The organism is Streptomyces sp. NPDC048473, from assembly GCF_043200155.1.
Classification (GTDB): Bacteria; Actinomycetota; Actinomycetes; order Streptomycetales; family Streptomycetaceae; genus Streptomyces.
Genome location: NZ_JBICXE010000026.1, coordinates 53,960 through 78,900, shown reverse-complemented (window position 1 = coordinate 78,900; position 24,941 = coordinate 53,960). Strand labels below are relative to the sequence as shown.

Genomic DNA, 24,941 nt, shown 5'->3' with positions numbered 1-24,941 from the left:
AGCGGGCCCGGTACCCGCCTGCGTCGACGGACCGTGTCGAGGAGGTCTCACTCCTCGACGAGCATCCCGCTGCGGAGCTTCCGCAGAATCCTGCTGATCAGCCGCGACACATGCATCTGCGAGATGCCGAGCTCCGTGCCGATCTGGGACTGGGTCATCTCGCGGCCGAAACGCATGTCGATGATGCGACGTTCACGATCGTCGAGACCGCCCAGCAGCGGTGCGAGCGTATGCAGATTCTCGACCGTCTCCATGGCGGGATCGGGTTCGCCCAGGACATCGGCGAAGGTGCGCCCCGGCGCATTGCGCCGGCCCGCGTCCGCCGTATCGGCCGGCATGTCCAGCGAACCTGCCGTGTACCCGTTGGCCGCCACGATGCCCTCGGTGACCTCGTCCTCGCTGAGCCCCAGCTGTTCGGCGAGCTCCGGGACGGTGGGGTCACGGTCGAGCTGCGTGGCCAGGGACTCCTTGGTCCTGGCGATGTCGACCCGCAACTCCTGCAGCCGGCGCGGGACATGCACCGCCCAGCTGGTGTCGCGGAAGAACCGTTTGATCTCGCCGGTGATGTACGGGACCGCGAAGGAGGTGAACTCGACCTCACGGGAGAGATCGAACCGGTCGATGGCCTTGATCAGCCCGATGGTGCCGACCTGGACGATGTCCTCCATGTCGCCGCCGCCCCGGTTCCGGAACCGTCCTGCGGCGAACCGGACGAGGGAGAGGTTCATCTCTATGAGGGTGCTTCGCGCGTACTGATGTGCGGGGGTTCCCTCCTCCATGGCCTGGAGCCGGTCGAAGAACAGCCGCGACAGTTCACGCGCATCCGGCGGGGTGATCTTCCCCGCGTCCTCGATCCACGGCAGGTCGCCGGTGTCCCCGGCAGCCTCCCCCGCAGGCGTCGACCGTGCACTCTCCGCTCGCTCCGTACCGGCGGTCCGCGCAGTGTGCGCCGTCATCTCGTCACGCTCCCCTGGTCGTAGGTGAGGTGTATGCGTCTGCCCCCGAAGGAGGCTCCCATGCGGAAAAGTGGAAGTCGATCAGGTCACACGGCATCAATGGCCGGGAATCACCGTGATCCCTCGTCATATCTGTGCCGGCGCGGCGCACCGGACATCAGAACCGCCCCACCGGTACGGGGGAGCCCGGTGGGGCGGTCGCCTCCAGACTGCCACAGCAGACGGCGCATCGGGGCCGACCGGCACATATCCAGCGGTAGTTGAGTCGAAATCGACGGTGCCCCGACTGCGGACCGATGCCCGTATGCCTCAGGCGCGCGGGTAGCCGACGACGGTGTGCGTGACGGCGGGGGAGTCCTCGGTGGTGTAGTAGTGGCTGCTGAGTTCCGAGAACCGGGCCGTGTCTCCCGTCCCAGGAGATGCGGCACATCGCTGACGACCAGTGTCACCTGGCCCGGCATCACCAGCACGCACTCCGCCGAGTCCGCACCGCGCGAGCTGGCTTGGCTCTGGGCGCGCGGATGCAGACGGGTGCGGTAGATCTCGATGCGGCCCTGCTCGTGGCCGGAATGCAGCAGATCGACCGAGGTCTCGTCCGGCGCCCCGTTCCCGCGCTCGTGCTCCGGCTGCAGATCCGTGTCACCGACGCACTCCTCGGCAGTGAGCGCCCCGCCGGGCACGGCACGATCGACCGGATCCGGGTCGATCTGGCGGAACTCGGCGAGCTGGGCGACGCCCATGTGCTGCTCGACGTCAACCCGGACACAGCCGCCGAACGCGGCACCGCGGGCGACGGCCGGAGACTTCTCGAACTCCTCGTGAACAAGGTCGTGGACCCGGTCACGGGCGGCGTCCGCTGAATCATTGCGGCCCGGTGAACACTCCACCGGCCCGGGAATACGTGCACGGAACAGGACCTTCCTGCTGCTGTAGCGACCGGTGACCGGCCCGGCCGTCGGTGCCGTGAACCGTCGCTGCCACGAACAGGAGAGAGGGAGCTCATGCCCAAGGCGTACGTCTTCACCCGCAACGGCGGACCGGAGGTGGAGGCCCTCGTCGACCAGGACGTGCCGGTGCCCGGGCCCGGCGAGCTGCTCGTCGCCGTTCGGGCGGCCGGGGTCAACCCGGTCGACTGGAAGCTGCGTACGGGGTACACCAGGCCCGGCAGTGAACCGCAGCCGTTTCCCACCGTCTTCGGCAGCGAGGCCGCCGGAGTGGTCGAGGGCGTGGGCCCGGATGTCGAAGGATTCGCAGTTGGGGACGAGGTCTTCGGCAATCCGGTGACCGGCGGGTACGCCGAGTACACGCTGCTGCCCGCCGCCGTGACCGCGCACAAACCGGCCGAGCTGTCGTTCACCGACGCGGCCGTCCTGCCGGTCGCGGCGGCCACCGCCTACGACGGTGTCCGCCAGCTCGGTCTCGCCCCCGGTTCGACCCTGCTGATCACCGGGGCGGGCGGCGGTGTCGGAACGGTCGCGGTACAGCTCGCACGCCACGCCGGTGTCCATGTCATCGGTACCGCGAGCGCGGCCAAGAAGGACTTCATCGAGTCGCTCGGCGCGGTGCACGTCGAATCCGGCGCCGGTCTGGCCGACCGGGTCCGGGCAGCGGCACCCGACGGCATCGACGCGGTCTTCGACCTGGTCGGCGGCGCCACCCTGAGGGCGGTGGCCCCGCTGCTCGCGGACCCGGCCACGCTGATCAGCGCCGGGGGCAAGCCGCTGGCGGTGGAGCTCGGCGGGGCGGCCGTCGCACGGGCCCGCACCGCGGCGGTCCTCGACGAAGTGGCGAACCTCGTCGTCACCGGAGCCCTGCGGACGCATGTGACCCGGACCTTCCCGCTGGCCGAAGCGGGAGAAGCGCTGCACGCCGTGGAAAGCGGACATGCGCGCGGGAAGATCGTGATCGAGGCGATCGCATGAGCGCGCCGCTTGCCACTGCCGGTGACACGCATCCACTGGACAACCCGGTCCGCGCCGCACTGACCGGCCCGCACGCCCACTTCGCCGAGCACCGCGGCCGCATCCTGCGCTACCCGGTGGACGTGGCCCCCTGGGTCGCGGTCCCCGACGCGCCGGAGGCCGAGGACTGGGCCGACGCCGCAACGCTCGCCGGACCCGGTGGCGCCGTCACCATCACCGGCTTCCGTGAGCCGCCGCCGGACGACTGGGAGATCACCTTCAACGCCGAGGGCGTCCAGCTCGTCGACGCCGGCGTCGCGGCGGCCCCGTTTCCGCAGGCCGTACGGCTCGGTCCCGCCGATGTGCCCGAGATGCTCGACCTGGTCGCCCGCACCCGTCCGGGGCCGTTTCTGCCCCGTACGGTCGAACTCGGCACCTACCTCGGCGTCCGGCGCGAAGGAGCGCTCGTCGCGATGGCGGGCGAACGCCTCCACCCACCCGGCTGGAGCGAGATCAGCGGCGTCTGCACGGACGAGTCCGCGCGCGGACAGGGGTTCGGCAGCGGCCTCGTCCTCGCCGTCGCCCACGAGATCAGGCAGCGCGGTGAAACGCCGTTCCTGCACGCTTCCGCCTCCAACACCAATGCCATCCGGCTCTACGAATCGATGGGATTCGTGCTCCGCCGCCGGACGCCCTTCCTCTCGGCGCTCGTACCGGAACACCCGCCGACGCGCCTGCCGGGGCCCGGCGGAGTCCGTACGGCAGCTATGCGCTGACCCGGGACACAGGACCTTCGGCCCGGGACTTCCGGGCCGAAGGTCACTGCCATTTCCTGTTCCGGGACCTTCGGCGCACTCCAAGAGGCCGTAAGCCTCGTGCGCTGCCCCCTTGAACCGGATGGACTGGGAGTGACCGCCGGCGCGGGGCCGGCAGATCCCGGGAGGAATGGGCCGTGACCATCGGGCTCCAGCGCCGAGTAGAGACGCTCCCGGGTACGGACGCGGGGGAGGCAGCCGTTTTCGCCCCCCGGGTCGGGAACGGGGCACTGTTCGGCGGGCTGGCCCTGTTGACCGCCCTGGTCGGCATCCTCGACATCCGGACCGGCGACGAGCTGCGCCTCGTACCGCTCCTCGTGGTCGTACCCGCACTCGTCTCGGTCTTCGGAACGATCCGGCAGACCGTGGGCGTGGCCACTTGCATCATGACCGTCGTCGTCTGCTCACGGCTGGTGACCGGGGGAACGTTCTGGGACATCACCAGCAGCGTCGCCTTCACCGTGCTGGCCTGCTTCCTGGGGGTCGGCTCCTGCGCACTGCGGATCCGCCACGCCGCCGAGATAGCCAGGCTGCGCTCCGCCGCCGTCGCGCTCCAGCGGCAGATCCTGCGCCCGCTGCCCATCCTGACCGAGCAGATCTTCGCCCACGGCATCTATACGCCGATCGAGGAGGACCGCCTGGTCGGCGGTGACATCTACGAGGTCGTCCAGTCGCCCTACGGAACCCGGGTGATCATCGGGGATGTCCAGGGCAAGGGGCTCGCCGCGATCGGGGCGGGCTTCGCCGTGCTCGGAGCGTTCCGGGAAGCGGCCATTCGCGAGCCCACCCTGACCGGTGTGGTCGATGCGCTGGAGGACGCGGTCGCCCGGCACAACGCGTTCTCCGCCCAGACAGGGGAGATCGAACGCTTCGTCACCGCCCTGGTGCTCGGCTTCGACGGGGAGGACCGGGTGCAGGCCGTCAACTGCGGACATCTGCCACCCCGGCTGCTGCACGACGGCGTGGCCTGCCCGGTTGCGCTGCGCCGCACATCCGTGCCGCTGGGCATGGCGGAACTCAGTGCGGAGGCACGGGCCGCGGAGTGGCTGGACTTCCCGTCCGGCGCCACGCTCCTGGTCTTCACCGACGGGGTCACCGAGGCGCGCGACGCATCGGGCGCCTTCTATCCGCTGGACGCCCGGCTGGGCCGCTGGGCGGAGCGCGGGCCGCGCGAGGTACTGGACACGCTCCATGCCGACCTGGAGTCCTTCTCCGGAGGCGTGCGGCGCGACGACATCGCCGCGCTCGCCCTGCACCGGGCACCGGCAGGCAGCCGCCACCGGCCCGTGGCGACCGGCCACGGTGCTCGCCGGGCCGCAGAGACCTTCAGCGACCGGTAGAGCGGCCGGGGGCAGTCGAATGCTGATCCCGTGTCCCGACGAGACTTCTGTCGCATCGGGACATTTTTAGGTGTACGGTGCACTTATGAATCCGGAACGGAAGACCCAGGAGCGACGGAGCCGCAAGGCCCGCAGGACCCGGGACACACTGGCGCAGGCCGCGTTCGAGCTCGTACTCGACCGGGGTCTGAAGAATGTGACGGTCGAGGAGATCGCGGAACGCGCGGACGTCGACCGGCGCACCTTCAGCCGGTACTTCACCGGCAAGGAAGCCGCGGTCCTGGACTCGCTCCGGGGCGACGGCGACCGGATCAACGACGCCCTGCGCGTACGTCCCGCCGACGAGCCCCCGCTCACCGCCTACCGCCGTGCCGTCCTCGCCTGGCTCGACGACCCCGGCGCGCAGGCGTGGCACCGCCGAGACCGGATCTTCGACCTGCTGGTACTCGCCGAGCAGGAGCCGACCCTCTACGCCGCGTTCCACCACATCCGGGTGGACGCCCAGGAGGACTCGGTCGCCATCGTGGCGGACCGGCTCGGAGTCGACCCGCGGCTGGACATCCGTCCCGCCGTCACGGTCGCCGCGGGCGCCGGCGCACTCCTCGCGGCCCAGGCCGCCTGGGTGCGCGGCGGACACCCTGACGACCTGCCCCAACTTGTCGGGCAGGCCTTCGACGCCCTCTCCGGAGAACTGCTCGGGCAGCTTCCCGCCGGGCCGGCGCCGCACAGCACCACGGAAGGAAACGCAACCTCATGAGCACCCCCCTCACCCCCGCCGACCAGGAGTTCGCCGGCAAGACCGCCCTCATCACCGGCGGCGCCTCCGGCATCGGACTGGCCCTGGCCCACCGGCTGGCCGCAGGCGGCGCTTCCGTCGTCGTCTCCGACTACGACGAGGCGGGCGCCCGCAAGGCGGTCGCCGAACTGGAGAGCACCGGCGCCAAGGCCGCCGCGGTCGCCATGGACGTGACCGACCCGGCGTCCGTCGAAGCGGGCGTGCGATTCGCTGTCGACACGTTCGGCGCCCTGCACCTCGCCGTCAACAATGCGGGCATCGGCGGTCCGAGCAACCCCACCGGTGAGTACGCGATCGAGGACTGGAACCGGGTCGTCGCCACCAACCTCAGCGGTGTCTTCTACTCGATGCGCTACGAGCTTCCCGCGATCGTCGCGGCGGGCGGCGGCGCCGTCGTCAACATGTCGTCGATCCTCGGCACCAACGGCTTCGCCGGATCGCCCGCCTACGTGGCCGCCAAGCACGGTGTCGTCGGCCTCACCAAGACGGCCGCCCTCGAATACGCGGCACAGAACGTCCGGGTCAACGCCGTCGGCCCCGGCTTCATCGACACGCCGCTGCTGCGCAACACGGACGGCCCGGCTCGCGACCACCTCATCTCGCTGCACCCGGCCGGACGCCTCGGCAAGGCGGAGGAGGTCGCCGAACTCGCCGCCTTCCTGCTCTCCGACCGCGCCTCCTTCATCCACGGCAGCTACCACCTGGTGGACGGCGGCTACTCCGCCCCCTGATCGGCCGACGGGGGAACGGGGGGCGAGCAACGGGGAACGGGGGCGAGCAACAGAACACAAAGAAAGTATGAGGAGAACCCCATGAAGGCCGTTCAGTACCGCGCCGTCGGCTCGGCACCCGAGGTCGTCACCGTGCCCGATCCGGAGCCCGGCCCCGGCCAGGTGCTGCTGAAGGTCACCGCCGCAGGTGTCTGTCACTCCGACATCGCCGTGATGAGCCGGCCCGCGGAGCGGATCCCCTTCCCGCTGCCGCTCACCCTGGGCCATGAGGGCGTCGGCACCGTCGCAGCGCTCGGCGACGGAGTGAGCGGCCTCTCGACCGGCGAGTCCGTCGCGGTCTACGGCCCCTGGGGCTGCGGTTCGTGCATCAAGTGCGCCGAGGGCAAGGAGAACTACTGCCTGCGCGCCAAGGAGCTCGGCATCACTGCGCCCGGACTCGGGTCGCCCGGCGCCATGGCCGAGTACATGATCGTCGACGCCCCCCGCCACCTGGTGCCGCTCGGCGGCCTCGACCCGGTCCAGGCCGTGCCGCTCACCGACGCGGGCCTTACCCCGTACCACGCGATCAAGCGGTCCCTGCCCAAGCTGGTGCCCGGAGCCACCGCCGTCGTCATAGGCAGCGGCGGCCTCGGCCACGTCGCGATCCAGCTGCTGCGCGCCATGACGGCCGTCCGGGTCATCGCCCTGGATGTCTCAGAGGACAAGCTCGCCCTGGCCCGTGCCGTCGGCGCCCACGAGACCGTGCTCTCCGACGAGCACGCCGCGGCGAAGGTCCGTGAACTGACGGGCGGTATCGGCGCACAGGTCATCCTCGACTTCGTCGGAGCACCTCCCACTGTCGCCACGGCCGGGGCCGCAGCCGCCATCGACTCCGATGTCACGATCGTCGGCCTCGGCGGCGGTGCGCTGCCGGTCGGCTTCGGTTCCCTGCCGAACAGCACGACGGTGACCTCCCCGTACTGGGGATCGCGCTCCGAGCTCGCCGAGGTGCTCGACCTCGCCCGCGCCGGATCGGTCGAGGTCCACGTCGAGACCTACACACTGGACGAGGCACCGCTGGCGTACGAGCGACTGCACCACGGCAAGATCAACGGCCGCGCGGTGATCCTCCCCAACGGCTGACCGGCCCAGCCCTGACCCTCAGGACCGTGCGGGCCGTCGCGCAGTGCGACGGCCCGCCGCAACAGCGCCCGTCAGGGCCAGGTGCCGGCGGCTGCTGCGCGACGGCGAGGAGGGCGGCGCGCCGCCCTCCTCGCCGTCGACCTCGACCGCGGCCGCGCCGTCATCCGCCTGCCCGGCCACGGGAGCTAGGAGGGGGCGGCCCTGCGGCGCAGCACCGCGTCCGCCAGCCCCGCCCCGCACTTCTGTAACAGGCTGTACGCGAGAACGGGCAGGAGCACCTGAGGGCTGCTCGGCAGATTCGTCGCCGCCAGTACCGCACCTGCGCTGCTGTTGTTCATTCCGCAGGTGAGCGTGATCGCGACCGTGTCCGCGCGGTTCGCCCGTACCGTGCGGGCCAGACACCAGCCGATGACGAAGGACGCCGCGCACAGCACCCCGGCCACGACGACGGCCGCGACCAGCAGTGCGGGCCGCGGGTGGAGCAGGAAGCCGCCGAGCGCCCCACAGGCGTTGCTGTACGTGAGCAGTACCGCGTCGACGAGTCCGAGCAGCCCCAGCCATGGGAGATGCCGTTCGAGCACATGGCGGGGTGTCACCTGTTGGACGGCCAGACCGGCGACGCACGGCACGATCACGCTGATCACGGCGAACGCCCCGCCGTCCGTCGCCGCCATCCGGGACAGATCGTGGGCATAGTGGCCGCGTGTCAGAGTCGAGGCCGCCGAGAGCATCAGCGGAATCGTCAGCGGACTCAGCAGGGTGGAGGCGAGCACGATCCCCACGACCAGGGAGTGATTGCCGCCCGCCCGGCCGCCCCATACCGTGGCGCCGGCCGCGACCGGCATGGCCCCCACGAGCGCGAGCCCGGTGATCAGTCCGCTGCACCCGTCGGCATCGGGCAGTCGGCCCAGTGCCATGGCCAGGCAGGGCAGCAGGGCCAGCGGAATGAGCGTATTGGCGGCCGTTCCCACCAGCAGCGGCAGTGGTCGGCGGGCGAGCCGAGGCAGCCCCCCGGCAGGCACCCGTAACGCCGCGGTGAAGAGCAGATAGCCGAGCAGGAGCGACGGCAGGGTGAGCTGGGTACGGGTGCCGCCGGGGACGGGCACCGCGGCGAGGTGAAGCTGCCGCAAGGCCAGTCCGGCCTGCGGCAGCAGCGTGGCCGCCGCGTACGCGGCCACCATCACCCAGGTCAGTCGTCGCTGGAGGAGCGAGAGCATACGCGGCACGATGGGTGGACGGATGGCGCGTGCGGGAGACATGAGGGGCATCGCACGGGTCCTCGATGAGGGTGGGGCCTGAACGGACCGGTCACTGCGGGAGTGGCAGTGCCTTGCGTATCAGCGCGGTCCCTAGCCCCACCCAGACCGTGGCGAACAGCCATCCGGCGAGTACATCCGTCGCCCAGTGCACCCCGAGCAGAATCCGGCTCAGACCGACGGCCGCGGCCCAGCAGACCACCAGGACAGCGACGACGGTACGGACAGGACGCGGCCCGGTCTCACCGCGCGTCCGGAGACCGATGGCCGTGAGCAGCAGGCCGGCCATCAGCGCGGACGTCGTCGCGTGCCCGGAAGGGAAGGCGAAGCCCGAGGCGTGTGTGGCCCAGTCGCCCAGCGGCGGGCGGGGCCGGGCGATCAGCTCCATGAGGCCGTAGCGGACGCCCTGCGCGAGCAGCAGGAAGGCCAGGGCGCCTACCGCGTACCCCAGCCGTCGGCGGGTGTCAGGGCCCGCGATCAGCCCGGCGATCACCGCTGTCGCGTACGGGAACACTCCGGTCCCGGTGGTGGTGACGGCACGGGCGGCCGCCACCAGGCCCGGCGGCCGATGCCGCAGCGACCAGTCGCGGGCGGCCCGGTCCAGGGCGGGCGGGGAGCCGTGCCGGGTGGCCAGGACGAGAGCCGCCAGCCCGATCAGTGCGAGCAGCCCGACGAGAGCGGCTCCCAGCGGCGCACGGAGCGGTAACGCGACGGGTACGGACCGGGCGCGCGCGGCCGTCGAAGCGTCCCCGGTCACCGTGTCGCCACCAGGGGGCGCAGCGGGCCTTCGCGCAGCCGGACCACCGCCGGGGCACACCGTCGCGCCGCGATCGTCAACGGCCACGCGACGAGCGCGCCGGTACCCAGCCCGATCAGCACATCGTGCGGGTAGTGCGCACCGATCCACACCCGGGACGCCGCCATCAGCAGAGCGGCAGGCACCGCGATCGCCCCGAGCCGGCGGCCGGTCAGCCAGATGGCCATCGCCGCGGCCGCCGCGATGGCGGCGTGGTTGCTGGGGAAGGACCAGTCACCGAGTGCGGGACATGCCTCCACCGTCACGACATGCAGGGTCTGGCACGGCCGTTGCTCATGGAAGGCCGACTTCACCAGATCGTTGACGATGTACGCGGCCACCACGACGAGCGGGGCGCAGAGCGCCATGGCGGTACGGGCGGGGCCTGCGGAGCGAGAGCGCCACCAGGACGCGAGCATCAGCAGGGCGAACAGGGCCAGCCCGTAGTCCGACCAGACACGGACGGCGGAGTCCAGCGCGGCGGGGGAGCGCTGGGCCAGCTCGGTGATCCAGGTGTACAGGCCACCGTCGATCGAGGTGGCGGTGGAGGCGAGAAGCATCAGCTGTTGTCTCCTTCGGCCGTGCGCCGGTTGCGGGAGCGGAGCAGCTCGGCGGCGAGCGGGATGAGGGAGACCACGACCACGACAGCGACGATCGGCAGCAGATAACGGTCGACGTTGGGCACCGAGGACCCCAGCGCGTACCCCGCGAGGACCAGCCCCACGGTCCAGACCGCCCCGCCGATGACCTGCCACAGCGTGAACAGCCCGGCAGGAACGTTGAGCGCCCCGGCCAGAGGGTTGAGCACCGTGCGCACGACGGGTACGAAACGGGCCAGCACGATCGCCCGCGCATGCCCGTATCTGCCGAGCAGCTCCTCGGCGCGGGCGGCACCCTCGTGCAGCCGCTTGGCGCGGCTGCGGGCGAGCAGGGCCCGGCCACCACGGCGGCCGATCCAGTAGCCGGTCTGCGCCCCGAGCAGAGCGCCGGCCACCGCGGCGATCAGCACCTGCGGCAATGACAGCTCGACCGGACCGTCGGTGCCCGACACGCAGAGAAGGCCCGCCGTGAACAGCAGGGAATCGCCGGGCAGAAAGAAGCCGACGAGCAGTCCTGTTTCGGCGAAGAGCACGGCAGCGATGCCGAGTGCACCGAACGCTCCGAGCAGTGAACCCGCGTCGAGCAGGTTCACCGCTTGTGGCGCGGCCGCCAGTGAGAATACGGACACGGTGGAGGGTCTCCCATAATGGTGAGCGGGCGGCCCCACGGGACGCCCGGACTGACTACAGTGATGTAGACGGTCTACATCACTGTAGACGCCCGAAAGGGGAGGAGAGTTCCCATGTCCCAGGTGAAGGGGATATCGAGTGGAGAACCCGGCCCCCGCTCGTACGGCGAACCGGCCCCCGGGCCGGCAGCGGAAGCCGGGCCGGAGCGCCCGTCACCGCACCACACCGCATCGGAGCGGCGCCCGTCCGGCGAGCTGGAGTCCACGATCCTGGCGGCCCTGTGGGCAGCGGAAACCCCGCTCACCCCGGGCCAGGTGCAGGGTGCGATCGGGGCGGCCCTCGCCCGCACCACCGTCACGACGATCCTGTCGCGCCTGTACGAAAAGGGTACGGTCATCCGCACCCGTGCCGGCCGCGGATTCACGTACACCCCCACCGAGGACGCGCCCGGGCTGACCGCCCGCCGGATGCACAGCGAGCTGCAGAAGGAGGACGACCGCAGCACGGTGCTGGCGCGATTCGTGTCACAGCTCACCGATGAGGACGAGCAGCTGCTCCGGGACCTGCTCGACGGAGACGCCCGATGATCTATGCCGTGTGGGTTCCGCTGCTGATGCCCTTCGTCGCGGTACCGGCGGCCCGTCGCCTGGCGGACGCCCTGTCGCCGGTGCGCGCCGTACGGCTGCTCGCCTCGACGGGCATCGGCCTCGCCCTGTGCAGCCTGCTCGCCCTGGCCCTGCTGGTGGTGCCCGGCGCGACCCGTTTCGCCGCGGTCTCCGCCTTCGGTGAACTTGTCAGGCCGCTCTCCGACGCCGTTCCCGCCGCCGCCGTGCCCCTCGCGGCTGCCGCACTGGCGCTGCTCGCGGGCTGTGCCGCCGCCGTGGCCCGCACCGCCCGCCGCCACTGGGCGGAGCTGCACCGGGCCGCGCAGCCGTCCCCGTACGCCGATGGCGAGCTGGCCGTCCTGCGCGACAGCCGCCCCGACGCGTATGCGCTGCCCGGACGTCCGGGCACTCCCGGCCGGATCGTCGTCACCACGGGGATGCTGCGCGCCCTGGACCCCGCCGAACGCGACGCCCTGCTGGCACACGAACGCGCCCATCTCGCGGGCCGGCACCACCTCTTCATCGCCGCTGCCGAAGTGGCGGCACTCTGCCACCCCGCGCTGCGTTCCCTGCGCGCCCCCATGGGCTACGCCCTGGAGCGCTGCGCCGACGAGGCAGCCGCCTCCGCCGTCGGTGACCGAATGCTCGCCGCCCGGGCCATCGGCCGAGCCGCCCTCGCCGCACGCGCCGCCGAAGGCGCCCCGCAGCCTCGCCCACGAGTGGCGCTCGCCGCAGCGGCCGGGCCCGTACCGCGCCGCGTCGCCGCACTCCTCGGCCGGAGCGCCCCGCGGCCCCGCGTCGGCCGGGCGGCCGCCGCGGCGCTGCTGGCCTGCCTGGTCGTCTCCGGCGCCGCCGCGCTCGACGCGACGAGCGATCTGCACAGCAGCATCGAGGCAGCACAGGGCGAGAGCGGGCGCTGATTCCGGGCATGGACGCCGCCGCGCGGCGCTGAGCCTCGCCGGGTGACCCCGAGGGCCACCCCCGCGTGCGGCAGTCCCTTCCGCCCGTCCGGCAGCCCCGCCCCACAGCGCACCGTCATGCGCCGCCGAGGTCGCCCCCGACGAGGGCACGGTGCGCCGGCGGGCCAGGATCGGCTGCCTCCCGCAAGAACTCCCCGCCCGGCCGACGCGCCGCACACTGCTGGCGACCTTCGCCGCGGGGCGGCCCGGCCACCCCGACGAGTACGCCGAGAGCCTCCTCGCCCTGGGCCTGTTCTGTCCCGAGGACCTGACGGTGCCGGTCGCCGCCCTCTCCGTCGGGCAGCAGCGACGGCTCGCACCGGCCCGCCTGGTCACCCGCCCGGCCGATCTGCTGGTGCTGGACGAGCCGACGAACCACATCGCGCTCAGCCTGGTGGAGGAGGTGGAGGCGGCGCTCGCGAGGTACCGGGGAGCCGTCGTGGTCGTCTCGCACGACCGCAGCTTCCGCAGCCGCTTCACCGGCGACCGTCTGGAACTGCACGGCGGCCGCCCGGCCGGGAGCGGTCCCGTGTGAGCCGGGGGGCCGGTCGAACACCATCCGCACAGCCCGGAGATCAACCGCACAGACCGCGAAAAGCCCGCTCAGGACCGGTCCTGAGCGGGTGTCACCCGCCCGTCCTCCACGTGTTCCCGCAGCCTGTCCAGGAAGACCCGCTGGCCCGTGACGAGCCGCTCCGCGGCCTCCCGGGGCGTGCACCAGGCGAAGCGGTCGATCTCCGGGAACTCCCGCAGCACACCGGACCCCCTCGGCCACTCCATGGTGAATGTCCCGGGAACGGCCGCCGCGGCGTCGAGATCCGCCTCCATCGCCCACACCGTCACGGTCTTGCCGCCGGACTGACGGGCCTCACCGAGCGCCACCCACTCACCGTCGGGCACCGGACGGCCGAACTCCTCCGCGAACTCACGGCGGGCAGCGGCCGCGGGCTCCTCGTCAGGGCCGTACTCGCCCTTGGGGATCGACCACGCCGCGCTGTCGCGGCCCGCCCAGAACGGGCCGCCCATATGCCCGATGAGCACCTCGAAATCGGCGCCGTCGTCCGCGGCCCCGTCCAGTCGGCGGAACAGGAGAAGACCCGCACTGCGCATGGCGCGCTTCTGGGATGGCATGCCGTCAAGTCTGCGTGCCGGTACCGTACGCCGCCACGGACGACACCCCCTTCCCGGTGGTCATTGCCGTCATCGAGTCGACGCATCCTGTTTCCCCCGAGGTTCCCGATGCCCCCTGGTGCGTGGCTGTGCGCGCGGCCATGCTGTCCGCCGACAGCGCTTTCTGCCCGCGGGCCGGGCCGCGCAACCATCGGGATTCCAGGAGGATTTGTGGTCCTTGGCATAGTCGGCAAGACGACCGGACCGCGGGGGAGGGCAGCGCGACGGTACGGGACGGTCGCGCGACCGCTCGTGCTGCTCGCGACGGTGTCCGCGATGACGGCCGGGGCGATCTCTCCCGCCCTCGCCGATTCGACCCCCGACCCCCGTCCCCGTACCTCCGCCGAAGTCCTCAGACCGGTCGCCCCACCACCCGCGAGCAACCCGGCGGGGCGATCCGGATCCGTCGCGGACGGCGACGGCATCGAGACTGCACGTACGTCGCGCCCGATCGCCCCGGGCGTCCGTATCGACTCGTACGACCGGCTCGAATCCGACAAGTGGCTGCGGGTCGACTCCCTCTCCGTCGACCTCACCGGCACCGGCGTACGCGCCGACTACCTCTCCTCCGGCAAGGTCTCCGACCGGCGCACGGTCTCCGAACTCGCCGCCGGACACGACGCGGGCCGCGGCCGCCGCACCGTCGCCGCGATCAACGCCGACTTCTTCGACATCAACCAGACCGGTGCGCCGGAGGGGATCGGCGTGAAGGACGGGGCCACCGTCCAGTCGCCCGCCCCGGGAATCAACCGGGCTGTCGGCATCGGCCCCGACAGCGCCGGCCGCATCCTGAACCTGTACTTCGAGGGGACGCTCACCCTGCCCGCCGGGCAGCAGCCGCTCGCGGCGTACAACGCCGCCAATGTGCCGGCCGGGGGAGTGGGCGCGTACACCTCCGCGTGGGGAACCGCCGACCGTGCCCTGACCGTGGACAACGCGACCCCGGTCGCCGAAGCGGTCGTACGGGACGGCAAGGTCGTCTCCGTCTCGGACACCCCCGGATCGGGGACCGTCCCCGACGACACCACCGTCCTGGTCGGCCGTGAGGCCGGAGCCGCCGCACTCGACGCCCTGAAGCCCGGCGACCCGGTGTCCCTGACCTACCGGGCACGCACCGACAGCGGAGCCGTGCCGCGCACCGCGGTCGGCGGCCGCGAACTCCTCGTCGTCGACGGAGCCGCGCAGAACCACGACGGCGAGGGCAACAACACCGCAGCGCCCCGCACCGCCGTCGGGTTCTCCAAGGACGGCCGGGCCATGCAGATCCTCACCGTCGACGGGCGGCAGGCAGACAGCGGCGGCGTCACCCTCACCGAACTCGGTCTGATGATGCGGCGCGCCGGCTCGTACAGCGCACTCAACCTGGACGGCGGCGGATCGTCGACCCTCGTCGCGCGCGAGCCCGGCAGCGACGCGCTCCGGGTGGAGAACAGCCCGTCCGACGGCAGCGAACGCACCGTCCCCAACGGCCTCGCCCTCACCGCCCCCGACGGCAGCGGACGGCTGGGGGGCTTCTGGGTCCAGCCCCGTACGCCCGCCGGTTCCGCACCGGGCGTGGACCCCGTCAAGGGCGGCCACCCCGACCGTGTCTTCCCCGGACTCACCCGACAGCTCACCGCGAGCGGATACGACGAGACGTACGGCCCCGCCGACGGCAACGCGCACTGGCGTACGGTGCGAGGCGCCGTCGGTACGGTCGACGGCCACGGGCTCTTCACCGCACGCCGCAGCGGCACCACCGACATACGCGCCGAACACGGATCAGCGCACGGCAGCACATCCCTGACCGTCCTCGACAAGCTCGCCCGGATCGAGGCGACCGCCCAGCGGGTGGGCCTCGCCGATGCCGAGGCCACCGGCAGGTTCGGCATCGTCGGACTCGACGCCCACGGCACCAGCGCCCCCGTCGAACCGCGCGACATCGCCCTCGACTACGACCACGCACTCTTCGACATCCGCGACGACGGCCAGGGCTCCTTCACCGTCACCTCACGCACCGGCGCCGGCGCCGGACAGATCAAGGCAACCGTGGCCGGCACCACCGCCGTCCTCGCCGTCAGCGTCGGCCTCACCGAGCAGGCCGTCTCCTCCTTCGGCGACGCAGGGTCCTGGAAATTCAGCCAGGCCCGGGCGAGCGGTTCGCTCGCTGCCACGCCCGACGGCCACACCGGCACCGGACTGAAGCTCACCTACGACTTCACCCAGTCCACCGCCACCCGCGCCGCCTACGCAGCCCCGCCCCAGCCTGTCACCGTGCCCGGCCAGCCCCAGTCGTTCAAGCTGTGGATCAAGGGCGACGGCAACGGCGCCTGGCCGACCCTGCACCTCAAGGACGCCGCAGGCTCCGACCAGCTGTTGCGCGGACCGTACGTCACCTGGACCGGCTGGCGGCAGGTCACTTTCGCCGTACCGCCGGGTGCTGCCGCGCCGCTCTCCGTGTCGCGCTTCTACCTCGCGGAGACCGCGGCCGCCAGGCAGTACACGGGCGAGGTCGTCATCGACGAGCTCACCGCCCAGGTGCCGCCCACCGTCGACCTTCCCGAACAGGCCGCTCCCGCCGACCCGTTGATCGACCCGGCGGCCGTGACCGAGCGCAGGGACTGGCAGTTCGCGGTGATGTCCGACGCCCAGTTCGTCGCCCGTGACCCGGACAGTGCGATCGTCACCCAGGCACGGCGCACCCTGCGCGAGATCAAGGCGGCCGGCCCGGACTTCCTCGTGATCAACGGTGACCTCGTCGACGAGGGGTCGCCCGCCGACCTGGCCTTCGCCCACCGGATCCTCACCGAGGAAATCGGCGACTCGCTGCCCTGGTACTACGTACCGGGCAACCACGAGGTGATGGGCGGCAGGATCGACAATTTCGTCACCGAATTCGGCCCAGCCCAGCGGACGTTCGACCACAAGGGCACCCGCTTCGTCACGCTCGACACATCCAGCCTGAGTCTGCGCGGCGGAGGCTTCGCCCAGATCAAGCAGCTCCGCGCCCAGCTGGACGCAGCGGCGAAGGACCGGACCGTGGACTCGGTCATGCTGATCGAGCACGTGCCGCCGCGCGACCCGACCGTACAGAAGGGCAGCCAGCTCGGGGACCGCAAGGAGGCGGCCCTCGTCGAACAGTGGCTCGCCGACTTCCGCCGTACGACGGGCAAGGGCGCGGCCTTCATCGGCAGCCATGTCGGGGTCTTCCATGCCTCGCACGTCGACGGAGTGCCCTATCTGATCAACGGCAATTCCGGCAAGGCACCGGCCGGACCGGCGGATGAGGGCGGCTTCACCGGCTGGTCGCTGGTCGGCGCCGACCACATCACCTCCGGTGAACAGGCCGCAGCACGGCAGCGGCCGTGGCAGGGCGGCCCCGACTGGGTCTCCGTACAGACCCGTGCGCATGTCGACGCGCTGGAAATCGACGCACCCCCGGTGCTCGGCACCGGAAGCCGTACGAAGGTCACGGCGACTGTCACCCAGGGCGCCCGCAGTGTCCCGGTCGGCTTCCCGCTGGCCGCGGACTGGACCGGATCTCCGAACGTCCACATCGGCGACCGGGACGACGCCCGTCATCGCCACACGGCGGTCTTCGACCCGTCCACCGGCACCCTCACCGCGCTCCGACCGGGCACGATCACGCTCGCCGTCACGGTCAACGGCACGACACAGAAGGTGCAGATCAGGATCGGGGCAGCCGGGGCCGCGTCGGCGGCCTGACGGACCACTGGCCTGTCCGGCTGTCACGGCCGGACAGGCCCCGGGCCGCCCCGCACCACCCATGGACCCATGGACGCCCGTGCGGGGCGGCCTCATGACCGCGGAGCCTGTCCGCCTACACCTTGCGGTACTCGTGCGCCTCCGACGCCGCAGTCTCCACCGCCGCGATATCGCCGCCCGCCGACGCGGTGACCACGGCAGCCACCGCACCCTCCAGGAACGGCGCGTCCACCAGCCGCGAGCCGTCCGGCAGTTCGTCCCCCTCGGCCAGCATCGTCTTGACCGTGAGCACCGCGCTGCCCAGATCGACCAGCAACGCCACCCCCGCACCGCCGTCCACCGACCTGGCCGCCTCGGCGATCAGCTGCGCACTCGTCCCGAGACCACCCGCCGCGGTGCCACCGGCGGCGGCCACCGGAGCCGTCGCACCGCCGGCCGCGAGACCCCTGGCCAGCTCGGCGACGGACTCGGCCACCGGGCCGCTGTGCGAGACCAGCACGATCCCGACCTGTTGCCCGCCGCTCACGCGTCACCGCCACTCGCACCATCGGTCTCGGCCAGTGCGGCGATCAGCAGGGCGGAGGACGTCGCCCCCGGATCCTGATGGCCGATGCTGCGCTCACCCAGATAACTCGCCCTGCCCTTGCGGGCCTGCAGCGGCACCGTCGCCAGCGCCCCCGCCTCCGCCGCCTCCCGGGCCGCCCCGAACGACGTGCCGAGCGCCTCGGCGGCCGGCAGCAGCGCATCGAGCATCGTCTTGTCCCCGGCCTGCGCCCCGCCCATCTGGGCCACGGCAGCGACGCCCACCCCGAGAGCCTCCGCCAACTGCTGCCGCGCCACCCGGGGCGCGTCGCCCAGAGCCTTACCGGTACGCCGCAACAGCGTCCCGTACAACGGGCCCGAAGCCCCGCCGACCGTCGCGATCAACTGCCGCCCGGCGAGCATCAGCACAGCCCCCGGAGTCTGCGGCGGCTCCTTGGCCAGGGCAGCCCTCACCGCGGTGAATCCGCGCTGCAGATTGCTGCCGTGATCGGCGTCCCCGATTGCCGAGTCGAGCTCGGTGAGGTGGTTCGCCTCGCGGTCCACGGAAGCCGCGGCCGCGGTCATCCAGCGGTGGAAGAAGTCGGCGTCGAGCACATGATCTCCTTGTCGGGCGGGTCAACGGCCCCAGCGCAGCGCAGGCGTCTCCACCGGCGCGTCCCAGAGGCGCAGCAGCTCCTCGTCCACCTGGCAGAGCGTCACCGAGCAGCCCGCCATGTCGAGCGAGGTCACATAGTTCCCCACGAGCGTACGAGCCGCCACTACACCCCGCTCGGACAGCACCCGCTGCACCTCGGCATTGAACCCGTACAGCTCCAGCAGCGGCGTCGCACCCATCCCGTTGACCAGCACGATCACGGGTCCGCGCGGCCGCAGGTCATCCAGGACCGCGTCCACCGCGAAGTCCGCGATCTCCCGCGACGTCATCATCGGACGCCGCTCCCGCCCCGGCTCGCCATGAATCCCGATCCCCAGCTCCAGCTCGCCCGGCGGCAGATCGAAGGTGGGAGACCCCTTGGCGGGCGTGGTGACGGAGCTGAGCGCCACACCGAAACTCCGCGATGCCTCGTTCACCCGCCGGGCAATGGCCTCCACTCGCTCCAGCGGCGCACCTTCATCGGCCGCCGCCCCGGCGATCTTCTCGACGAACAGGGTCGCGCCCGTGCCCCGCCGCCCCGCCGTGAACAGACTGTCGCTCACCGCCACGTCGTCATTGACGAGCACCTGGGTGACCTGCACGCCCTCGTCCTCCGCGAGCTCGGCGGCCATCTCGAAATTCAGCACGTCACCGGTGTAGTTCTTGACGACGAACAACACTCCGGCCCCACTGTCGACCGCGACGGCGGCCCGCACCATCTGATCCGGTACGGGAGAGGTGAACACCTCTCCTGGGCAGGCCCCGGACAGCATCCCGGGGCCGACGAACCCCGCATGCAACGGCTCGTGCCCTGACCCGCCCCCGGAGACGAGCGCCACCTTCCCGGCCACGGGCGCGTCACGCCGCACGACGACGCGATTCTCGACATCCACGGTCAGCTCCGGGTGAGCGGCAGCCAAACCGCGCAGCGCGTCCGCGACAACGGTTTCGGGGACGTTGATGAGCATCCTCATGGGTATCTCCTAGGCAGGTAGCAGGTGGGTTGTTGTCCTGCGTTTTCGCTGTTCAGAGTGAGTATGGGTAGATCGTGATCTTGGCTGTCCGTGGCGGTCGTGAGCGGGTTCTGGCGGTACTGATGCTGACTTAATGCTGACTTTGGTGACGGGCCGTCAGGTTAGCTGGATGGTCGGGCGGGTCTCGGCTGACCTGCTCCTGTCGGCAGTATCGGCCTTGCGGCAGCGAAGGGCACGTGCGACAACGTCATGGGCGCGCCCAGGTCCGAATCAGGATGCGTTCGGTTGTGGCCGGACGTCGGTGTCCATGCGTACACCGGGCCTTGTCAGCACGTGGTGTATGGGGACATTCCAGCCCCTTGCTTGCGGCGGGAGGGATTGCGAAGCGGCGTTCGCTGTGCGGACCGGCCGTGGTGCCATCCCGGCAGATTCTTCGTCTGCTGGTGGTACGCGTTCCGCACTGCTGGTGACCAGCGAAAAAGCGTTCCTCGGTGGTCTTCGAGCCCGGCCTGGTCCGGGTATGGCCCGGATCCTGGGCGAAATGAGATTCGGTGTCGGTTGCGAGCCAGCCCGGGTGGACGCCGCGCAGCGCGATCATCGAAGCGCCAAGGCGTTCGGCGAGAGGTGGCCGGGGCGGATTCGGCGGTGAATACGGCTGTCGCCGTGGGGGACGCCTGTGCCGCCCTGATCGACGGGAGCTGAAGCGGTTGATGGGTGCATCGAGGTTGCGTGCCCGAGTCAGGGGTCGGCGTGAGTAGTCTCAACGGCAACCGGGTCCGAACCGGTGGACTTCGTCATGAAGTTGTCTACCACGTCGCGCTGACCTGGAGTGATGCAGCTTCAGTCGCCTCTGACCAGCGCAGATGAATCTTTCAGGGTCTTTCAGGGGCGTGCCGTCTTATGTAGTCGATTCTCCCCAGACGCTCCCCAGCAGCGCTGATCCTCCCCAGATTCTCCCCAGGGAGGGCCGCTGTGACGGGCGGCGGGAGACGAACTTGGCGCTGTCGCAGGCACGCTGAGTGACTGTAGCGGGCGCCCAGCCGGCATCCCAGGGGTGATCTCGGCTCCAAGATCTCCGCCCTGTGCGTACCCGTCCCTTCGAAGGCGCTGCGTCCGGCCACTGATAGCGAGACGGCTGCCCGCCCTGGGCCGTGACGGTCCCACCTGGCACAGGTCGTAACGACCGTCCAAAGGCGTCCAGCCCGTCCATGAGCGGTGCTTAATGTCAAGGTCAGGGCGTCTTTGTCCGAGGGAGTGCGCACAGTTGGTGAGAGCTGTGTGAGAGCGCGAGAGAAAAGGAAGCCCCGCCGGGATGCCGGCGAGGCTTCTGTGCCAGGTGGACTACGCCGGCGCCGAGGGTGCCGGGCGGGCGCCGTTGTACTCCGGCTCTCCGCTTTCGAGCACGCGGAGCAGGGACGCGGTTACGACACGTGTGGTACGGCCGATGCGCAGCACGCGGCACGGGAACTCCCCCCGACGAACCAGGTCGTAGCCCTTCGCCCGCGAGAACCCCAGCACCTTGGAAGCCTCCTCCACGCTCCCCGTTCCGTCCCAGGTGGCGCGGACGCGTATGGGGCTGTACTGGGCACCCTGCGGCTCGTCGTTCTGTCTGTGCATTCGAGTTCTCCAGGTGATTGCAAGGCGGTGCTGATCGGCCGGGCGTGTGCTCTAAGGCCATGGCGGATCGGTGCACTGGACGGCCGTCCGGAAATACCCTTCGAGTAGGGGCACATGGTGGCGGTGGACCATCCATGATGCGGGGGATCGCCGGTTTGGCTAACCGGCGATGCCGGGCTATATTGCTCCGCTTCGAATCGCCAGAGATGCGGCGCCGTCGTTGGCCGGGGGAGCTTCCGTGTGGATGTCTTTGACCTGTTCGCGATGACTTCGCACGTTGAGTGTGTGGCGATTCTTGAACCGGCTGCAAAGGGTGTCTGACCTGGTGTTTCTTCAGGATTTCGTAGGTTTCGGCTGGGCTGGCCGATCTGTTTTCCAAAGTGCACCACGTGGAGCGCCTCGCAGGCCTTGAACGGCCCGCAGAGGGTGCCTGGCCTGCTAGTTCGAGAGATGTGGCTTTTGGGCGGTGTGGTCGTTACACGCGATACCGCCTTGCCGAAGTGATGTTCTGTCGCGAATGGTGACGCTCGTTTGACGCATATGCTGATGGGCCGTCAGGTGGATGGTCGCAGCGTGACTAGCGTGATCGTTGGGGTTGCGGCTGAGGGGATTGCTGCAGAGCCAGGCCGAACCGCCACCGAGTGTGGTCGACAGGCAACCTTTACGGTCGCAGGACACTGGCCTTGAGCTTCACTCCAAAGGAACGGCACCCAAAGCCGATCCGACCTGCACCTATCGGGACTCCGAGAAGGAACTCGTGATCCGGCACTTCGGCTCATTCTGCGAGACAAGGGCATCAGGCTGGAGGGCCAACGCGGCGTCTCGGGCTTCGGGGCCGACGCTTCACTCGACCGGGCGCTTCTTCGAGACGTCAACGGCGCTCACCGCATCCAGCACACAACAGGTGATGCCCACCCGTCCGCGATCGGGTACACCCCCACATCCGCGACAGAGCCCGAAATTTGTGCCAGACCCCAACTCAAACCGTTAGAGCCAAGAACGCTCACGACTCGGCTTACTCAGGTGCGGGGAGCGTGAAGGTGAGTGGCAAAAAAGGTCTCGATGCGCTGCCAGGCGTCCGCCGAAGCGTCCGGATCCGGACGGATGTTCATGACGCGGAACAGGGGGCGCAGCGGCCTGGGGCCGGCCTCGGCGTCGTTGAGAAAGGCGTGGCCTGCTTGCGGGTACTCCTTGACGTCGTGCACGACTCCATGATGTTCGAGGGCCGCGCTCAGCTTGCCGGCCGCCCCCTTCAGGGTGCGGTCCTTCCCGCCGAAGCTGGCGACGACGGGGCAGGCGTCGGCGAGGACATCCAGGTCCTTGGGAAGCTGTCCGTAGTTGGCGGACGCCGCGTCGTAGCCACCGCGTCCGGCCGTCATCAAAGCGAACGCGCCTCCCATACAGAAGCCGATGATGCCGACCGCGCCGGTGCAGTCACTCTGGGCCAGCAGATGGGAGCGGGCAGCCTCCAGGTCCTGGTAAGCACGCCCGGTCCCGGACATGGCCGCGCGGATCGTAGGGATCAGGCAGCGCCGTGCGCCGCCCTCGGTGAACAGGTCGGGCATCAGCGTGAGGTACCCGGCGCCGGCCAGGCGCTCGGCTTGGCGGAGCATGACGTCGTCAACGCCGAGTACCTCGTGTGCAATGACCACGCCCGGCCAGGGTCCTGGGCCTTCCGGTCGGATGAGATGCCCCTTCAGCCTCTGCGAGCCCCCGGCCGGGGCACTCAGGCTGCTCAGGTCAATGGCTTCAACAGCAGACATGGAGCTTCTCCCGATGCTAAGTGCGTTGGGTGCGGTTCTTTTGAAGGGATGATCAATTCGATCTCGCGAGCCGCCGAGCTCAGTGGTCGTTATGAGGCGTCGGCGTAGGTGAGATGGGTGTCGCAGTCGGTGCAGCGGAACAGCACCGCGGTGGCACCTTCAGGTGGGCGAGGAACTGCTCGAGTTGGGCGGCGTCGTGCCGGCCGTCGATGCGCAGGTCTTGCCTCAGTTGGTTGAGGGCCTCGGGATGGGCTGCCAGCTCGCTGTAGCTGACCTCGCCGATGAAGGCGGCCACGTCGTGGCAGTGGGCGAGCCAGGGGGGTCCTGCCAGGCGTGGAAGCCGGGAGTGCGGCGGGTGACCCTGTGCAGGATCTCCTTGCTGACGCCAGCGAGTCCATAGGAGTCCATGAACTCCCCCGTGAACCGTTCGGCCGAGCTGCCGTCGGTATGAGGGGCGGAAGCGTCCGTTGACCTCTTGGGCGGTGTAGAAGGTCGCGGTGTAAATCCACCGTGGCGCGATTGCAGCATGCGCAGGTCTCGGCGCTTTCACGGATGGACCCGCTGGCGAGCGGATCGGGGTGGTAGCGGAAGGTAGAAAGATTTGAGCTCACCGGTGCAGTCTGTTCGTAAAACAGCCTCGCGATCAAGCAGTTGGGATGAATCCCCGCTGGTCGGGTCCATCCCTGGTCGCCAGTGGGGCTACCGCCAGCACCCCCACTTTCTGCCGCTCGGCTCCGGCGTACGCAGATGACTCCTTGGTCTCGTCCGGCCCGACGGCTTCCGGCTCCGCATCCACTGCGGCAATTGCGTTCGCCGACACCTCAGCCATCACCTCGGACACCATCTCCCGAGCGATCCGCAACCGATCCAGATTTTCCCGAGCCTCTTCTACCGACATTCAAAGCGTGGTGTCGGCAGGGCTGACGAGTCGTGATCCCTGCGCTATGCCGGTTCATGAGGTATGCGCAGGGCGGCGGGCTGACCGATGAACGGTGCGTCTTCCGGGAGAAGTTGCGGATGGAGGCGGCCATAGGGTAGGGCCGGGGCGAGGAAAACGCGGTCATCGCCCATGACCTGCGGGTCAGTGTGCGCTCGGTCCAGCGGTGGCGCCGGGCCTGGTCCCAGGGCGGGCCCAGGTCGCTGGCCTCGAAGGGACCGGCGTCGCTTCCGCTGCTGAGCGATGAGCTGTTCGTCGTGCTGGAGATCGAGCTGTCCAAGGGGCCGATGGCACACGGCTGGCCGGACCAGACCTGGACGCTGTCACGGATCAAGAGGTTGATCGGGCGCCGAGCTTCACCGTGCAGGGAGTGGCGATGCTGCTCAAGCGGCACGGCTGGAGCTGCCAGATCCCAGCTCGTCGCGCGGTGGAACGGGACGAGGAAGCGGTGGCCGGCTGGATGAAGGAGACCTGGCCCCAGGTGGGAGGACGGTGGCGGCGCTCGGAGCCTGGCTCGTCTTCGAGGACGAGGACGGATTCTCGATGACGCCGCCTACCACCCGCACCTGGTCCCGCCGCAGACGCACCCCCGTGGTCCGCGTCCGGGGCCGCTCCCGCCGCCGTCTCTCGGTCGCGGCCCTGTCCTGCTCCAAGTCCGGACAACACTCACGCCTGATCTACCGGCCCTGCCCGGACGCCCGGCCCGACGGACGCAAGAGCTTCTCCTGGCAGGACTACCGAGACCCGCTCCAGGACGCCCACCACCAGCTCGGCGGGCCGATCGTGCTGGTCTGGGACAACCTCAACACCCATCTCGCCGCCGGAATGCGCCGCTACATCGCCGACCGGGACTGGCTCACCGTCTACCAGCTACCGCCCTACGCACCCGACCTCAACCCGGTCGAAGGCATCTGGTCCGTCCTGCGCCGCACCACCACTGCCAACCGGGCCTTCAAGACCCCATCCGACCTGATCACCGCGATCCGGCACAGCCTCCGCCAACTCCACTACCGACATGACGTCCTCGACGGCTGCCTCACCGGCACCAGACTCCTCGATTCACCGTGACGAGCGCACGCATTCAAGGTCAGT

23 protein-coding genes and 4 pseudogenes are annotated in these 24,941 nt (G+C 70.5%); 13 read left to right on the top strand and 14 right to left on the bottom strand.

Going from position 1 to position 24,941, the window contains the following annotated elements; translation table 11 throughout:
- Positions 1–47: 47 nt before the first annotated feature.
- Entirely contained in the window at positions 48–956 is a 909-nt protein-coding gene (locus tag ACGFU7_RS32295) for an RNA polymerase sigma factor SigF (RefSeq protein ID WP_393700526.1), read from the bottom strand.
- A gap of 419 nt (positions 957–1,375) precedes the next feature.
- Between ACGFU7_RS32295 and ACGFU7_RS32290 the strand changes: the two genes are divergently transcribed.
- From ACGFU7_RS32290 to ACGFU7_RS32260, 7 genes are all read left to right on the top strand, one after another.
- On the top strand, positions 1,376–1,816 hold the full coding sequence (locus ACGFU7_RS32290) for a hypothetical protein (protein WP_393700525.1): 441 nt from the start codon (positions 1,376–1,378) through the stop codon (positions 1,814–1,816).
- 141 nt (positions 1,817–1,957) lie between these two features.
- Positions 1,958–2,878, top strand: coding sequence for an NADP-dependent oxidoreductase (locus tag ACGFU7_RS32285; RefSeq protein ID WP_393700524.1), 921 nt, complete (start codon positions 1,958–1,960; stop codon positions 2,876–2,878).
- On the top strand, positions 2,875–3,633 hold the full coding sequence (locus ACGFU7_RS32280) for a GNAT family N-acetyltransferase (RefSeq protein ID WP_393700523.1): 759 nt from the start codon (positions 2,875–2,877) through the stop codon (positions 3,631–3,633). The genes ACGFU7_RS32285 and ACGFU7_RS32280 overlap by 4 nt, the downstream gene beginning before the upstream one ends.
- Before the next feature lie 176 nt (positions 3,634–3,809).
- Positions 3,810–5,012: a PP2C family protein-serine/threonine phosphatase gene (locus ACGFU7_RS32275; RefSeq protein WP_393700521.1), complete on the top strand. Its 1,203-nt coding sequence runs from the start codon at positions 3,810–3,812 to the stop codon at positions 5,010–5,012.
- A gap of 85 nt (positions 5,013–5,097) precedes the next feature.
- Entirely contained in the window at positions 5,098–5,769 is a 672-nt protein-coding gene (locus ACGFU7_RS32270) for a TetR family transcriptional regulator (RefSeq protein ID WP_393700519.1), read from the top strand.
- A complete protein-coding gene (locus ACGFU7_RS32265) occupies positions 5,766–6,539 on the top strand; it encodes an SDR family NAD(P)-dependent oxidoreductase (RefSeq protein ID WP_393700517.1) in 774 nt (257 codons plus the stop codon). Before ACGFU7_RS32270 ends, ACGFU7_RS32265 begins: the two co-directional genes overlap by 4 nt.
- A gap of 81 nt (positions 6,540–6,620) precedes the next feature.
- Complete coding sequence (locus ACGFU7_RS32260) at positions 6,621–7,661, top strand: NAD(P)-dependent alcohol dehydrogenase (protein ID WP_393700516.1); 1,041 nt, start codon at positions 6,621–6,623, stop codon at positions 7,659–7,661.
- Between the two features lie 185 nt (positions 7,662–7,846).
- On the opposite strand, the gene ACGFU7_RS32255 is transcribed toward ACGFU7_RS32260, so the two are convergent.
- The 4 genes from ACGFU7_RS32255 to ACGFU7_RS32240 all read right to left on the bottom strand — a co-directional run bounded on the left by ACGFU7_RS32255 (position 7,847) and on the right by ACGFU7_RS32240 (position 10,941).
- Positions 7,847–8,878, bottom strand: coding sequence for a bile acid:sodium symporter family protein (locus ACGFU7_RS32255; protein WP_393700515.1), 1,032 nt, complete (start codon positions 8,876–8,878; stop codon positions 7,847–7,849).
- Between the two features lie 91 nt (positions 8,879–8,969).
- Positions 8,970–9,674: a phosphatase PAP2 family protein gene (locus ACGFU7_RS32250; RefSeq protein ID WP_393700514.1), complete on the bottom strand. Its 705-nt coding sequence runs from the start codon at positions 9,672–9,674 to the stop codon at positions 8,970–8,972.
- Positions 9,671–10,273, bottom strand: coding sequence for a phosphatase PAP2 family protein (locus tag ACGFU7_RS32245; protein ID WP_393700512.1), 603 nt, complete (start codon positions 10,271–10,273; stop codon positions 9,671–9,673). The genes ACGFU7_RS32250 and ACGFU7_RS32245 overlap by 4 nt, the downstream gene beginning before the upstream one ends.
- The gene (locus tag ACGFU7_RS32240) at positions 10,273–10,941 is read right to left on the bottom strand and encodes a DedA family protein (RefSeq protein ID WP_393700510.1); all 669 of its coding nucleotides are present in this window, start codon (positions 10,939–10,941) and stop codon (positions 10,273–10,275) included. The genes ACGFU7_RS32245 and ACGFU7_RS32240 overlap by 1 nt, the downstream gene beginning before the upstream one ends.
- Before the next feature lie 255 nt (positions 10,942–11,196).
- Here ACGFU7_RS32240 and ACGFU7_RS32235 point away from each other — a divergent pair, with 255 nt between their 5' ends.
- The 3 genes and pseudogenes from ACGFU7_RS32235 to ACGFU7_RS32225 all read left to right on the top strand — a co-directional run.
- Complete coding sequence (locus ACGFU7_RS32235) at positions 11,197–11,529, top strand: BlaI/MecI/CopY family transcriptional regulator (RefSeq protein ID WP_393700607.1); 333 nt, start codon at positions 11,197–11,199, stop codon at positions 11,527–11,529.
- On the top strand, positions 11,526–12,467 hold the full coding sequence (locus tag ACGFU7_RS32230; RefSeq protein ID WP_393700509.1) for a M56 family metallopeptidase: 942 nt from the start codon (positions 11,526–11,528) through the stop codon (positions 12,465–12,467). Before ACGFU7_RS32235 ends, ACGFU7_RS32230 begins: the two co-directional genes overlap by 4 nt.
- A 121-nt stretch (positions 12,468–12,588) precedes the next feature.
- Positions 12,589–13,041: pseudogene (locus ACGFU7_RS32225) on the top strand (ATP-binding cassette domain-containing protein); the annotation flags it as partial.
- Positions 13,042–13,109: 68 nt separating this feature from the next.
- Here the strand turns inward: ACGFU7_RS32225 and ACGFU7_RS32220 are convergent.
- On the bottom strand, positions 13,110–13,637 hold the full coding sequence (locus tag ACGFU7_RS32220) for an NUDIX domain-containing protein (RefSeq protein ID WP_393700507.1): 528 nt from the start codon (positions 13,635–13,637) through the stop codon (positions 13,110–13,112).
- Positions 13,638–13,952: 315 nt separating this feature from the next.
- On the opposite strand from ACGFU7_RS32220, the gene ACGFU7_RS32215 reads away from it, so the two are divergent.
- Positions 13,953–17,381, top strand: a complete 3,429-nt coding sequence (locus tag ACGFU7_RS32215; protein ID WP_393700606.1) for a phosphodiester glycosidase family protein — start codon at positions 13,953–13,955, stop codon at positions 17,379–17,381.
- A 115-nt stretch (positions 17,382–17,496) separates the two neighbouring features.
- Here ACGFU7_RS32215 and ACGFU7_RS32210 read toward each other — a convergent pair whose 3' ends face one another.
- The 8 genes and pseudogenes from ACGFU7_RS32210 to ACGFU7_RS32175 all read right to left on the bottom strand — a co-directional run bounded on the left by ACGFU7_RS32210 (position 17,497) and on the right by ACGFU7_RS32175 (position 23,810).
- Positions 17,497–17,907, bottom strand: coding sequence for a PTS-dependent dihydroxyacetone kinase phosphotransferase subunit DhaM (locus ACGFU7_RS32210; RefSeq protein WP_393700505.1), 411 nt, complete (start codon positions 17,905–17,907; stop codon positions 17,497–17,499).
- Positions 17,904–18,518 carry a dihydroxyacetone kinase subunit DhaL gene (dhaL, locus tag ACGFU7_RS32205; RefSeq protein ID WP_393700503.1) on the bottom strand — a complete coding sequence of 205 codons (615 nt, stop codon included), beginning with the start codon at positions 18,516–18,518 and terminating at the stop codon, positions 17,904–17,906. The genes ACGFU7_RS32210 and dhaL overlap by 4 nt, the downstream gene beginning before the upstream one ends.
- Before the next feature lie 21 nt (positions 18,519–18,539).
- The gene (gene dhaK, locus ACGFU7_RS32200) at positions 18,540–19,532 is read right to left on the bottom strand and encodes a dihydroxyacetone kinase subunit DhaK (RefSeq protein WP_393700501.1); all 993 of its coding nucleotides are present in this window, start codon (positions 19,530–19,532) and stop codon (positions 18,540–18,542) included.
- A gap of 1,341 nt (positions 19,533–20,873) precedes the next feature.
- Positions 20,874–21,149, bottom strand: a complete 276-nt coding sequence (locus ACGFU7_RS32195; RefSeq protein ID WP_393700499.1) for a helix-turn-helix domain-containing protein — start codon at positions 21,147–21,149, stop codon at positions 20,874–20,876.
- A gap of 1,019 nt (positions 21,150–22,168) precedes the next feature.
- The gene (locus ACGFU7_RS32190; protein WP_393700497.1) at positions 22,169–22,912 is read right to left on the bottom strand and encodes a dienelactone hydrolase family protein; all 744 of its coding nucleotides are present in this window, start codon (positions 22,910–22,912) and stop codon (positions 22,169–22,171) included.
- A gap of 79 nt (positions 22,913–22,991) precedes the next feature.
- Positions 22,992–23,320 (bottom strand): annotated as a pseudogene (locus ACGFU7_RS32185) (CbrC family protein).
- A 113-nt stretch (positions 23,321–23,433) separates the two neighbouring features.
- Positions 23,434–23,523, bottom strand: a pseudogene (locus tag ACGFU7_RS32180) (CbrC family protein); the annotation flags it as partial.
- A gap of 32 nt (positions 23,524–23,555) precedes the next feature.
- Positions 23,556–23,810 (bottom strand): hypothetical protein, encoded by a 255-nt coding sequence (locus ACGFU7_RS32175; RefSeq protein ID WP_393700496.1) that lies wholly within the window; start codon positions 23,808–23,810, stop codon positions 23,556–23,558.
- A gap of 164 nt (positions 23,811–23,974) precedes the next feature.
- Between ACGFU7_RS32175 and ACGFU7_RS32170 the strand changes: the two are divergent.
- Both ACGFU7_RS32170 and ACGFU7_RS32165 read left to right on the top strand, forming a co-directional pair.
- A pseudogene (locus ACGFU7_RS32170) lies at positions 23,975–24,396 on the top strand (winged helix-turn-helix domain-containing protein).
- Positions 24,393–24,917, top strand: a complete 525-nt coding sequence (locus tag ACGFU7_RS32165; RefSeq protein ID WP_393700605.1) for a transposase — start codon at positions 24,393–24,395, stop codon at positions 24,915–24,917. Before ACGFU7_RS32170 ends, ACGFU7_RS32165 begins: the two are co-directional and overlap by 4 nt.
- Positions 24,918–24,941: the final 24 nt, after the last annotated feature.